This window comes from Nocardia sp. NPDC050413 (genome assembly GCF_040655475.1).
GTDB lineage: Bacteria > Actinomycetota > Actinomycetes > Mycobacteriales > Mycobacteriaceae > Nocardia > Nocardia coubleae.
On the sequence record NZ_JBFAJZ010000017.1, the window covers coordinates 59,510 to 71,058 of the forward strand.

Here is an 11,549-nt window from a genome sequence, read left to right on the forward strand (position 1 = left end):
GCTGGAACTTCTGGTCAGAGTTCGGCGGGCTGCGGCATCCACTCGCTGCCGTCGTGGACCTGGCGCGAGGCCCCGTCGAGACGCTGACGGTCCAGTCGCGTCTGCTTCTGGTGCTGGTCCCAATGGCGGGCGTCGAATTCCGCGATCAGCGCGGCGAGTTGGTCGAGGTCGGCGGTCGAGGGCAAGGTGGTGCGGGTCTGCCGGGTCTGGCGGATTCGGCGCTTGCACTCGGTGATCTCGCCGATCAGCTCGGCCACGGTGAACTCGGACAGATCGGTGATCTCGCGGTCGGTCACCGTGACGACCTGGTCGGGGCGGAACTTCGCGCGGATTCGGGCCTTGCGGGCTTCGGCCTCGGCGAGGTGCTGGTCGCGGTCCAACCGGATCTGCTCGGCCAGCGCGTCGAACTCGGCACGCTCGGCCGGGTCCATGCGCAGGCGGCGCTGCCACTGCTCGACCCGGTGCACGGCGTCGGATTCCAGCACCGCGATGACGGTGAGCAGGCTCGCGGCACCGACCACGAAACCGGCGGCGGCGGGACGAATGTTGTTGCTGGTCATGATGTTTCTCCTTCTCGGGGTGATGAGCGCGGGGCACGCTCAGCTCTGCTTGGGCTTGGGGTCGGACGTGGTGCGGCGGGTCTCGTAGCGGGCCCGGCGCACGGCCAGGGCCTCGACGTGGCGGCGGATCCAGCTGCCGGTGTCGGCGATGGCGTAGCCGACCATCTGGGCGGTCTCGGTGATGCCGGGGCGTCCGGCGCAGTGCCACCACCCGAAAGCGGCGACGGCCAGGACGTAGAGCGACAGCGGTCCGGGCAGCGGCAGCACGGTCACCGCGGCGACGGCGACGCCGGTACCGGCCACGGCCGGGCCCCAGATCCGGGCCCAGTCACGGGCGCGGGCGGCGCGGTCGACGACGGGCTTGGCCGTGCGACCGAACTGGCCACCGTCGTGCTTGACGGGCACGAGCTGGGCGGCGAGCTTGGCGGCCGGGCTGCCGTCCATGTCCTCGTCGAGGGCGGACAACTGAGCTTGCTGAGCCGGGGTGAGTCCTCCGAGCAGGTCTTCGCCGTGCTCTTCCGGATCGGGTAGCGGGTTCGGGACAGCCATGATGAATCTCCTTGCAGGTCAGTCGGTGTCAGGCCGGGCGGCGCTTGGTCATGGGGATCACCGGCGCCAGCGCGGCGGTGTCCGCCTCGGCCGGAGCCGGGGCCAGGGATGCGGTCATGCCCGGCAGCGGGCGCTGACGCTCGAGGGCGGCGTCGTCGAGCATCGACACCCGGCCCCACCGGGTCCGCCCACCGGCGACCCACACGACGTCGCCTTTCTGCATGGCGCGCAGCTTGTTCGGCGGGGCGATGTATTCGTCGTTGGCCTGGACGTTGCCCTCGTCGCCGACCTTCGATCCGCCGATCAACTTGCGGGACAGGTCGAACTTGCGGCGGGTGCCGTAGATGTTGGCGATCTGTTCGGGGTTGGTCGTGCGGCCCAGCAGCGAGCCACCAGAAGCCGCGGAGACAAGGCCGGTGCGGGCGTCGTCGTCGTAGCCCAGGCCCTGCCAGGTCTGCGCGATCCACCACGACCCGACACCGGCCTTACGCAGGCGCTCGACCCACTTGACCGCGCGGGTCTTACCGTCAGCCACCGCGCTGAATTCGTCGACGGCCATGAGGATCTGGCGGCCGTGGTCGACATCGGCGAGCTGCTCGAGCATGCAGCCGATGGCGCCGAACTGGGCGCGGGCCCGGTCGGGGGTCTTCACGCCTTCGAGCACGATGTAGAGGAAGTCGTAGTCGGTGATGGCCTTGCCCTCGTCGAACGCGTCGCCGAGGGAGCGCCACAGGTTGCCGAACTCCGCGCGGGCGGAGTGCAGGACCTTCTGCTTGCCCGCGATGGTGGAGGCGATCTCGTGGTCGACACCGGGGACACCGGCCCACGGGACGTCCGGGTCGTAGACCCCGCCCCACAGCTTCGCCAGCTTCTTCTCGTCGAAGCGCGACATGAACTCGAACCAGTCGCGCGGCGGGTTCTCCCCGATCGCGGTCGGCACGCCGTCGACGAGCTCCACCTTGGCCGGGGCATCGACGATCAGGTGGATCAGCGTCTCGCGGATCTCGTAGAAGTACTTCTCGGTGTCCGACGTCGGCACCGAGCCGCCGGAGATCATCGACGACAGGATCGAACGCAGGTCGTCACGCTCCTTGGTGCCCCACATGTTCAGCGACACCTGCGGGAAGATCCCGATCCGCTCCTCGGGCACGCCCATCGCGCGGAACCACTCGGCCATGCCCTCGGCAACCGCGATGCTCTGCGGGCCGCCGTTGCAGTCCAGGACCAGCACCTGCGGGCGGCCGGGACGGTTGCGGTTCCACCACTGGCGGTGCCGCATCCACGTCGCCACGAACCACGCCACGAGCACGCGGCGCATCAGGGTGGTCTTGCCCGATCCGGACGACGCCACGGTGGTCATGTGCTCGGCCAACGCGATCCACGGCACGATCAGCCGGGTCTCGTTGCGGCCCAACAGAGTTCGCAGCATCGACTTGGCCGGGGCCTGGGTCTGCTCGTGCGCCAGGCGCCCGATCACCACATCCGGGTTCAAGCCACCGGTGTGGAACGGCAGGCGCCGCTGCGCCAGGCGGGCTGCGGCGCGCTGCTCACGCTGCGACCGCGCCCACAGCGCCCGCTCGGTCTTGGCCGGGGACTGGAACCCGACCGTGGACAGCTTCACCTGCAGATGGGTGTAGGCCAGCGTCGCGGTCAGCCACGCGGCCGGGACCAGGACCACCGCCATCCCGAGCAGGCCGGCCACGTACTCCCCGGCCATGAACTGGCGCGACGCTTCGGTGGCCATCGTGCCCGGCGCCAGAATGTCCCAGTGCCACAACGCGGTCGCACCCGGCATCGCGGCCAGCGACCCGAGCAGCCAGTTGCGCAGCTTGGTCGGCTTCCACGCGTACAACGTCGCGGGAACCATGATCATCACGGTGAGCACCAGCACCGCCACCAAGCACGTACCGGCCAACAGGGCCGCATCGGTGACGCCCTCGACTGGGATCTCGCTCAGCTTCGGCATCCACCCGATCGGATCGGTCTCCAGCCCGATCGGCGGCATCGTCGGATCGACCTGGATCTGCGGGGCTTCGGTCGGCTGCGGCTGCGCCGACAGCACCGGCTCCGGGGCGTACGGTGCACAGTCTTTCGGGGTGATCATCGGTGTGCAGGTCATGACGACACCGCCTCTCCATCTTCGTTCGGGTCTGTGACCTGGGGGATTGCGTGATCAGCGGCGCCGCCTGCGATCACCCGGAGACCGGGTCGCAGATCGGACGCAGCAGGCTTGGTGGGCCTTTTCAGCAGCTCGGCGTCGACATCGGCCGACCGCATCCGCAGCCCGGCGTTCTCGAAGTGGCCTGCGGCGTTCAGCTCGGCGACGGCCTTGGTCAGGACAGATTTCACGGCGGGCCCGCGGTAGTAGTAGATGAGGCCCGCACAGTCGCTGGCGCGAGCCGCCTGGACCGCTTGGGCGACTGCGGTTTTCGCGGCCTTGAGGTTCTTCGCGGTCAGCTCGACCTCGACCGCGATCAGCTCACCGTGGTTGTTGATGTAGCGGCCGTCGTGGATGTGGGGGCGGGTCTCGCCCGGCTTGGCGATCGGGATCTCGCCGCGCAGCTGCCGCTCAGAGATCCAGCGATCCAGATCCAGCCCCACCAGCGCCAAGCGCACCTCCAGGACGGTGCGCGTGTGCGCGGCCATCTTCGGGCTGGGCATCCAGTACTTCGTCGGCCGACCGAGCAACGCGTCCGCAGTCGCCTTGGTCGGAGTGATCCACGACGGCCCCGGCACCGGACGCATCCCCAGCTCCGACACCACTTTCAGACTTCGCAGCTTGCGCACGATCCGGTACGCGCGTGACTCGGTGACACCCAACATCAACGCCACCAAATCCAGAGGGGCGCCGTACATCTCAGCCAGAACAGTCAGTAGCAGCATCTCCCGGGGCGTCAGATTCCCGCTCATCGCGGCACCTGAGCCGGCGGCACACGCTGCACGTGCACGCAATCGGTCCGCGTGGTCTCGTGTGCCCGGCAGATGTTCGGGGACTCGACGTAGGACTGCTGGTCAACCCAGGCGACCGAGCAGCCGACCATTCCGATCAGGACGGCCGCGGCCAGGACGAACAGACGCAGAGCAGGCGGCAGGTGGTTCACCGGGGCGTAGACCGCGCCGACCCCGGCGAACTCCGGGCGAGACATCGACCCGAGTGCGCTGCGTCCTACCTCGTTGCGGTCCTCATGAGGCGCCCGGAATATTCCGCCGCTCATCGCCGCACCCCCGCACGCTTTGATGAACGCCACAGCCACACTGCGCCGACGACCATCAGGACGAACCCGAGAACATCCGGCGCGGTCAGAACCATGTAGCCGATGGACATGACGGCAACCGCTGTGATCAGCGTTTTACCCCGCATCACGCTGCCCTCCGCGATGCGCTGCGACCCAGCAGTGCAGCGAGCTTGGCGCGGGCGTGCGCTGTCATCGGCGGCGCCTGAGCAACGATCTCTTCGAGGTAGTCCGAGACATCGGGTGCGGCGGCGACGTTCCGCGGCTTCAGCCGAGTCGGTCCATCACTCTCGTCAACGCTCGCTGCGCAGGCCTCCGCGTTCTTCAGACGTGGCGAGGTTACGGAACCCGCGAGCGGCCGCTTGTTTCGGATCGGGGCACTCATTTCGCACCGCCCTCGACGAGCGGGCGCTTCAGCGCCAGAACCTCGGCGCGGTCGACCTTGATCAGACGCGGCCCGACCTGGAATGCCTGCAACAGTCCGGCTTTGACCCAGCGGCGCACAGTCGTGGGATGCACGCCACCGGCAAGCACCCCGGCATCGCGCAGGCCGATCAGAACAGGCCCTGTCGAGTTCTCCCCTGTGTTCATCTATGCAGCTCCTTCCACATATGCGGCTTGTGTATACACAAGAGCGTATACGCAGTTGCGTATACGCTCAAGCATTGCGTATACGCAAGGTGCTACAGACAGCAAAAAGCCCTGATCAGAAGCCTGATCAGGGCTCTTGACACCGGGCTACCCCGGCGCGCGGCGACTCCGCATTACTCGCGGGGCAGAACCATCCGGAAGGAAAAAGTCCGGTACCGGCCCGGAATGTACGACACGTCCGACAGCATCAGCAGCTGGTCTGCCGACGTCAGGTAGCGCTGCTTGACCATCAGAATGGGCTCGCCGGCCGGAACCCCCAGCCACTCCGAATGGCTTTCGGGAGGCACTCGCTCCGACAGTTCTTCCTCGAGGATTTCCGCCTCAGGCGGCGACTGGCCGGGCAAGTGATAGGAGTCCGAGATCGAGATCGGCCGGCCATCTTCGGATGCGCGAACCGTCTCGTGAATCAAGGCGGCACCTACGTCGATACTGAACGTGTCAGCGAGAGCTTCATCGGCAACGATCTCGGCCGACTGCCGGTCGATCACCACCTCGACGCCCGCCGTCGCTTCGGTCTCATAGGTCGTTTCGGGACTCTCTGTCTGCCGCTCCGGAGAAAGCCGGGTGTCGTCTCGCTGCGCGAGGACCTGGGTCCCCCTCCGCTCGACCGTCGTCACGAGCCCCCACCTCCGCAGCTGTCCAACAGCCTGGCGAGCAACGATCTCGGACACTCCGTTTTCACGGGCGATCTCGGCATGACTAGGTAGCCAGACGTTCGGAGGGATCACTCCTTTTCGAATGTCGGCCGCGTACTTGTTCGCGATCGCCACATACTTCGGTTCCGCCATCGAGCACCCCTCTCGGTCACTGACACAGGACGTCACCTGCGTATACGCAGCTGAATGTACCCTCAACCGCGCGACACACCCGCAGCGCGACGGCGTCCCGTGTCGGGACCGTCAGCGCAACCGCCAACACTGAGCAGCGTCATCCAGGTTCCACCATGAGACGAAGGAGTCGTCCGTGGCCTCGAGCGTCCAGCCGTCCGACAGTGCGTCGAAGAACTCGTCACAGCCGGTCTTTCCACCTTTGGGCTCGCCGATGTAGATCAGCTGGTCACCGCCCGCCGCCATGTACTCCCGCAGTGTCTGGGCAGACATCGGGTCACCCCAACCGGGCGGCCAGCACAAGAACAAGGCTCGATCCCCGAAGCCCTGCTGCTCCAGCTCTGGAAGGCCAGCCACCGGGTGCCATTCCGCCCGACGCCCAGCAGCGTTCGGAAATGAGGGATTCGCCGATGCGACCGGCGGCTCGGAATCGAACGCCGCGACCTCGACACCGCGGTCGGCCAACATCGCGGCCCAGTACCCGCGTCCGGCTCCAACCTCACAGATTCCTCGACCGTCCGCGACCCGCTCAATCCAGTCGAGCGTGCTCGGGGCAGGAATCGCGTACGCGTACGTCTCTTGTAGGACAGTCTGCGCGTAACCAAGCCGAGCCGTGCCCGCACCACCGCCCGGGACGCAACGCCGCCGCTCCACGCCCTCGCCGACGAGCGGCTCCACGATCGCCCAGTACGGATTCGGGCTGTCACCGTCAGCCAGAAAGTGCAGCATTCGCAGGTCGAGCAGCCGCTCCTGCTCTGGATCGGCTCCGCCGACCAATCCCGCTGCGGTGTCCAGATATTCAGCGACCTTCGGATACTCCGTTTGCAGCCTCACCTCATCCGCGAGAAGCGTGGCCAGTTGGTCGCGACGATCCGGGGAGAGCACGAAGGAAGTCATAACGTCATTCTGCCCACCGCAGTGCGTCGGTGGGTCTCAGAGTCGCGAGCCCGTAAGGTAGCCGTTCCGCTGCCCGGGCGCTATCAACTATCTTGCGAGAGCGCTGGAACCAATTCGGGGTGCTGATATCGCATCTGAGTCAGCAACAGGCTGCCGAGCCCCAAAACGCCAATCGCGTACTGTCGGGCGTCCGGCCGCTTCTGGATGCGGTGGCGATCCACGTTCCCCAACGCCTGAGCAAAGCCCATGCCTAGATATCGCCATCCCTCCCACTCCCCGGATTGACCGCCAAGTCGCCAAACACCATCGTCAGCAAACACTTTGAGGTACAACGCCTTCCCTACAAGAGAGTTGCCGTTCTTGTCCTTCGGATCCCCAGCCCAGGTGCGAACGTGATTCTCGACAAAGATTGCTGTCTGTGCCGCAACCTTGCCCCAGTCGCCCAGTTCGACCAGCTGCCGCACGTGATCCCAAAGTTCAGCATCGAACGAGTGCACGTCGACCACGGCCTCATCGCTGGCCGACTCAGCGAGCCTTAGTTGGTAGATCGCGGCTTCAATGATGCCGCACGCATTCTGAACTCCGCGGCGATGGGCGGCGTGGAAGGTGCTTGCAGGAGTTTGATCGGTCCACATGCTGAGGGTGTACCGAACGTGGTCGAACTGCCTTATCAGGTCGTCAGATTCGCCCAAGGAGGCCACCAGCACCCCTCGAACCTTCGCTTTCCAAGCAGTGAATGCCGACTTTCCGACCTGAATTTCTTCGCTGGATGATGCCTCTGACTGCAGCTCCTCCAGTCGAGCAATCCCATCCCGAGCCCTCACTGGGCAATCTCCTCGCCTGGATCGAAACGACGCACGTTGAGCACTACTTCTTCGCTGAGGCTAATCCGCTTCGGAACTCGACGACGTCGCCGTCGGCCATGATGTAGTCCTTGCCTTCCATGCGGACCTTGCCCGCGGCTTTGGCGGCGGCCATGGAGCCCGCTTCGATCAGGTCGTCGAAGGCGACGATTTCGGCTTTGATGAAGCCGCGTTCGAAGTCGGTGTGGATGACGCCTGCGGCCTTGGGGGCGGTGTCGCCCTGGTGGATGGTCCAGGCTCGGGCTTCCTTGGGGCCTGCGGTGAGGTAGGTCTGCAGGCCGAGGGTGTGGAAGCCGGCGCGGGCGAGGGCGTGCAGGCCGGGTTCGGTCTGGCCGATGGATTCCAGCAGCTCGAGGGCGGATTCGTCGTCGAGTTCGAGGAGTTCGGCTTCGACCTTGGCGTCGAGGAAGACGGCGTCGGCGGGGGCGACGGCGGCCTTCAGCTCGGCGACCTTGGCCTCGTCGGTGAGGACGGATTCGTCGGCGTTGAAGACGTAGAGGAAGGGCTTGATGGTGAGCAGCGACAGCTCACGCAGCAGCTCGGCGTCGATCTTCTTGCCCGCCGCGAACAGGGTGGTGCCCTCGTTGAGGAAACCCTCCGCCACCTTGGCGGCGTCGAGCAGGGGCTTGCGGTCCTTCTTGACGCGGGCTTCCTTCTCGAGGCGCGGGATGGCCTTCTCGAGGGTCTGCAGGTCGGCGAGGATGAGCTCGGTCTCGATGACCTCGATGTCGGCGGCGGCGTCGACCCGGCCGTCGACGTGGATCACGTCGTCGTCGGCGAATACGCGGACCACCTGGCAGATGGCGTCGGCCTCACGGATGTTGGCGAGGAACTTGTTGCCGAGACCCGCGCCTTCGGAGGCGCCCTTCACGATGCCCGCGATGTCGACGAACGACACGACGGCGGGCACGATCCGCTCGGAGCCGAAGATCTCGGCAAGCTTGTCGAGCCGCTTGTCCGGCAACGGGACCACGCCGACGTTGGGTTCGATGGTCGCGAACGGGTAGTTCGCGGCCAGCACGTCGTTCTTGGTCAGCGCGTTGAACAGGGTCGACTTTCCGACATTGGGCAGGCCGACGATTCCGAGGGTGAGGCTCACAAGGATCAGAGTCTACGGGTCTGCCCCTACGCCGCGACCCCGCCCCGGCAGACCTTGTCTCGCCCGGACAATCTCCACGCACCTGAATCAGGCCAGAGTCGCGGGGAGGCGGAACAGCGACCAGCTCAGGGGACGAGGACGACCTTGCCCAGGTTGGTGCGCTGCTCGATGACGGCGTGGGCGGCGGCCGCGTCGTCGAGGGCGAACTCGGCGTGCACGACGGGGTGCAGCAGACCGGACGCGTAGTGCTGCCAGACCTCCTGGCGCAGGTCCTCGTAGCGGGCGGGGTCGCGCTGGGCGAGGCGGCCGATGCGGAAACCGGTGAGGGTCTTGCCGCCCGCGAGCAGGTCCTCGGTGTCGATCGCGCCGCTGCTGCCGTAGGTGACGGCACGGCCGCCCTCGGCGAGGCCGGTGAGGGTGTTGCCGAGGTCGCTGCCGCCGACACCGTCGAGGGCGTAGTCGGCCTGCTTGCCGCAGTGCAGCTGGTCGTAGGTGTACACCTCGTCGGCGCCGAGTTCACGGACGAAGCCGGCTTTGCTCTCGTCGGAGACCGCGGCGACCACCCAGCTCGCGCCGCGCACGCGGGCCAGCTGCACCGCGAGGTGGCCGACTCCGCCCGCGGCGGCGGTGACCAACGCGGTCTCGCCTGCGCGCGGGGCGACGGTGTCGAGTGCGCCGAGGGCGACGAGCCCGCTGCGCATCAGGGCGACGGCGTCGACGGCGGAGGCACCGTCGGGAATCGCGGAGGCCTGGTCGACCGAGAGCAGCACGTATTCGGCGTAGGCGTCGGCGTCACAGACGCCGACCACGCGGTAGCCGGCGCTGTACCCGTCGACCCCGTCACCGACGGCGACGACCTCACCGGCCACTTCGGCCCGCAACGGCTGCGCCACGCTGATGCGCCGGATCGCCGACAGGGTGACCCCGATCGCCTCCACCCGGACCAGCAGCTCACCGGCACCGGGCACCGGCACCTCGGCCGCGACGACCTCGAGCACCTCCGGACCACTGCTGCGCTCGTACTGAACCCGCCGCATGACACCTCCTACAAAATTGGACGAAGGCGCAAGATTAACCGGCTGACCTCGTGTTTCCACACGCTCCGACCCGCCGAGTGCGATATCTCACCGCATCGATGACGGCACGGAGAGCACCTTCTCGATTCGGTTACCCCGTCCCCGGCACTCGGACGCGTGCGCAACAACACACCCCGCAAGGCGAATTGCGGGCGCACTTCGCATCCCGCACCGACACCGCCGCGAACACATCAACTGTCGACAACCAGGCCCGGCGGACCGGCTGCGGCGCCGCCTGGCACGCACGGCCCGAAGACGGTCACCGTCGACGGCGGCCGAGGCGGCGCGCGGGAACTCCAACGACGAACGCGAGATCGGCGGCGCCCTTGCGGCGGTCCCGCCATCGAGCACTCTGGCCGCCACCACGGCTCCGGCGTAGCGTGACGCGTATGGAGGCGACCACGGAGGTGGTGACCGCAGCCCCCGCGCCGGTTCTCGCCGCGTTCATCGACCGGTACGTGGGCTATCGGATGACGGGCTACAAACCAGGATTGCACCGTGGTCTGCCCTCACGGCACATGACGTTCATCGTGGCCGCCGGCCCCCCGATCGAAGTCGTCGAGCAGACCGATCGGCGTCAACCACCCGGCAGCTACCGATGTGTCCTGAGCGGACTGCAAGCCGCCCCGGCGATGATCGCGCACACCGGTTTCCAGGAAGGTGTCGCCATCGAGCTCACCCCACTCGGCAGTCGTGTGCTGTTCGGGATGCCCGCGAGCGAGATGTGGGATGTGACGATCGAATGCTCGCAAGCGCGAAGGTCTTTGGGCGATCAACTCGCCGACGCCGTACACGCGCACGATGATTGGCCGAGCAGATTCGCCGCCTGCGACCGGGCGCTCACCGCGGCGGCCCGCACCGAATCGGTCCCCGGGGCCGAATTGACCTGGGCCTGGCGCACTCTCGTCGGCACGGGCGGCACCTGCCCGATCAATCCCCTCGCCGAACGCATCGGCTGGAGCAGACAACACCTCACCCGCAAGTTCACCGCCGAATTCGGCGCGAGCCCGAAACTGGCCGCGCGGATCATCCGATTCGAACGCGCCCGCCGCATGCTCACCAACACGCCGTCGTATGTCTCGATCGCCCAGATCGCGGCCACCTGCGGCTACTACGACCAGGCGCACCTGAATCGCGACTTCGCCGAACTGGCAGGCGTGGCGCCGACAGCCTGGCTGGCAGAGGAGATTCCATCCGTCCAAGACCCGGGGGCGGCCGAAGCGCGAGGCTGAGGACATGACTACTTCCACCGACACCCGCAGCACGATCTGGCCGTGCCTGGCCTTCACCGACGCCCGCGCCATGATCGGATTCCTCACCACCGCCTTCGGTTTCGAGGCGACCGCCGTCTACGCCCGCGACGACGACCCGTCGATCGTCGAACACGGCGAACTGCGCTGGCCCGAAGGCGGCGGCATCATGTTCGGCTCCACCGGCCGCGACGACGACTCCCCCTTCTGCACCCGCCCACCCGGCGTCGCCAACATCTACCTCGTCACCGACAACCCCGACGCCCTCTACACCCGCGCCACCGCCGCGGGAGCGACCATCATCCGCGGACTCCGCGACGAGGACTACGGCTCCCGAGGCTTCAGCGCCCAAGACCCCGAAGGCAACCTCTGGAGCTTCGGCACCTACAGCGGTGAGTAAACCCGCTCCCCTACCTCGCACGACCTAACCTCGAGGAGGGTCCGCCGCGTGTTCGCGCGCAGCAGTTCCCCGGTGCCGGTCGTCCCCGGCGAGACCGAGGTCGGCGCGAATGTGCGGGTGACCTGGGCGCTGGAATAGCCGCGG

13 protein-coding genes are annotated in these 11,549 nt (G+C 67.2%); 2 read left to right on the top strand and 11 right to left on the bottom strand.

Features of this window, described 5'->3' with window-relative positions; translation table 11 throughout:
- Positions 1-14: 14 nt before the first annotated feature.
- From AB0I19_RS27260 to AB0I19_RS27310, 11 genes are all read right to left on the bottom strand, one after another.
- Complete coding sequence (locus tag AB0I19_RS27260; protein ID WP_357152466.1) at positions 15-560, bottom strand: hypothetical protein; 546 nt, start codon at positions 558-560, stop codon at positions 15-17.
- Positions 561-599: 39 nt separating this feature from the next.
- Positions 600-1,109, bottom strand: coding sequence for a hypothetical protein (locus AB0I19_RS27265; protein WP_357152469.1), 510 nt, complete (start codon positions 1,107-1,109; stop codon positions 600-602).
- A gap of 28 nt (positions 1,110-1,137) precedes the next feature.
- A complete protein-coding gene (locus AB0I19_RS27270; RefSeq protein WP_357152472.1) occupies positions 1,138-3,228 on the bottom strand; it encodes a hypothetical protein in 2,091 nt (696 codons plus the stop codon).
- Entirely contained in the window at positions 3,225-4,019 is a 795-nt protein-coding gene (locus AB0I19_RS27275; protein WP_357152475.1) for a hypothetical protein, read from the bottom strand. Before AB0I19_RS27275 ends, AB0I19_RS27270 begins: the two co-directional genes overlap by 4 nt.
- A complete protein-coding gene (locus AB0I19_RS27280) occupies positions 4,016-4,324 on the bottom strand; it encodes a hypothetical protein (protein WP_357152478.1) in 309 nt (102 codons plus the stop codon). Before AB0I19_RS27280 ends, AB0I19_RS27275 begins: the two co-directional genes overlap by 4 nt.
- A 399-nt stretch (positions 4,325-4,723) precedes the next feature.
- Positions 4,724-4,933 carry a DNA-binding protein gene (locus AB0I19_RS27285; RefSeq protein WP_357152480.1) on the bottom strand — a complete coding sequence of 70 codons (210 nt, stop codon included), beginning with the start codon at positions 4,931-4,933 and terminating at the stop codon, positions 4,724-4,726.
- A gap of 173 nt (positions 4,934-5,106) precedes the next feature.
- A complete protein-coding gene (locus tag AB0I19_RS27290; protein WP_357152483.1) occupies positions 5,107-5,781 on the bottom strand; it encodes a GntR family transcriptional regulator in 675 nt (224 codons plus the stop codon).
- Between the two features lie 111 nt (positions 5,782-5,892).
- Positions 5,893-6,717 (bottom strand): hypothetical protein, encoded by an 825-nt coding sequence (locus AB0I19_RS27295; RefSeq protein WP_357152486.1) that lies wholly within the window; start codon positions 6,715-6,717, stop codon positions 5,893-5,895.
- 83 nt (positions 6,718-6,800) lie between these two features.
- Positions 6,801-7,424 carry a TIGR02391 family protein gene (locus AB0I19_RS27300; RefSeq protein WP_357152489.1) on the bottom strand — a complete coding sequence of 208 codons (624 nt, stop codon included), beginning with the start codon at positions 7,422-7,424 and terminating at the stop codon, positions 6,801-6,803.
- Positions 7,425-7,584: 160 nt separating this feature from the next.
- Positions 7,585-8,679: a redox-regulated ATPase YchF gene (gene ychF / locus AB0I19_RS27305; RefSeq protein WP_357152492.1), complete on the bottom strand. Its 1,095-nt coding sequence runs from the start codon at positions 8,677-8,679 to the stop codon at positions 7,585-7,587.
- A gap of 125 nt (positions 8,680-8,804) precedes the next feature.
- Positions 8,805-9,716 carry a zinc-binding dehydrogenase gene (locus tag AB0I19_RS27310; RefSeq protein WP_357152494.1) on the bottom strand — a complete coding sequence of 304 codons (912 nt, stop codon included), beginning with the start codon at positions 9,714-9,716 and terminating at the stop codon, positions 8,805-8,807.
- A gap of 428 nt (positions 9,717-10,144) precedes the next feature.
- On the opposite strand from AB0I19_RS27310, the gene AB0I19_RS27315 reads away from it, so the two are divergent.
- Both AB0I19_RS27315 and AB0I19_RS27320 read left to right on the top strand, forming a co-directional pair.
- The gene (locus AB0I19_RS27315) at positions 10,145-10,987 is read left to right on the top strand and encodes a helix-turn-helix domain-containing protein (protein WP_357152497.1); all 843 of its coding nucleotides are present in this window, start codon (positions 10,145-10,147) and stop codon (positions 10,985-10,987) included.
- A gap of 4 nt (positions 10,988-10,991) precedes the next feature.
- The gene (locus AB0I19_RS27320) at positions 10,992-11,405 is read left to right on the top strand and encodes a VOC family protein (RefSeq protein WP_357152500.1); all 414 of its coding nucleotides are present in this window, start codon (positions 10,992-10,994) and stop codon (positions 11,403-11,405) included.
- Positions 11,406-11,549: the final 144 nt, after the last annotated feature.

Coding starts and splice junctions, on each gene's coding strand:
- AB0I19_RS27260 (WP_357152466.1), bottom strand. CDS start 560: ATGACCAGCAACAACATTCGTCCCGCCGCCGCCGGTTTCGTGGTCGGT.
- AB0I19_RS27265 (WP_357152469.1), bottom strand. CDS start 1,109: ATGGCTGTCCCGAACCCGCTACCCGATCCGGAAGAGCACGGCGAAGAC.
- AB0I19_RS27270 (WP_357152472.1), bottom strand. CDS start 3,228: ATGACCTGCACACCGATGATCACCCCGAAAGACTGTGCACCGTACGCC.
- AB0I19_RS27275 (WP_357152475.1), bottom strand. CDS start 4,019: ATGAGCGGGAATCTGACGCCCCGGGAGATGCTGCTACTGACTGTTCTG.
- AB0I19_RS27280 (WP_357152478.1), bottom strand. CDS start 4,324: ATGAGCGGCGGAATATTCCGGGCGCCTCATGAGGACCGCAACGAGGTA.
- AB0I19_RS27285 (WP_357152480.1), bottom strand. CDS start 4,933: ATGAACACAGGGGAGAACTCGACAGGGCCTGTTCTGATCGGCCTGCGC.
- AB0I19_RS27290 (WP_357152483.1), bottom strand. CDS start 5,781: ATGGCGGAACCGAAGTATGTGGCGATCGCGAACAAGTACGCGGCCGAC.
- AB0I19_RS27295 (WP_357152486.1), bottom strand. CDS start 6,717: ATGACTTCCTTCGTGCTCTCCCCGGATCGTCGCGACCAACTGGCCACG.
- AB0I19_RS27310 (WP_357152494.1), bottom strand. CDS start 9,716: ATGCGGCGGGTTCAGTACGAGCGCAGCAGTGGTCCGGAGGTGCTCGAG.
- AB0I19_RS27315 (WP_357152497.1), top strand. CDS start 10,145: ATGGAGGCGACCACGGAGGTGGTGACCGCAGCCCCCGCGCCGGTTCTC.
- AB0I19_RS27320 (WP_357152500.1), top strand. CDS start 10,992: ATGACTACTTCCACCGACACCCGCAGCACGATCTGGCCGTGCCTGGCC.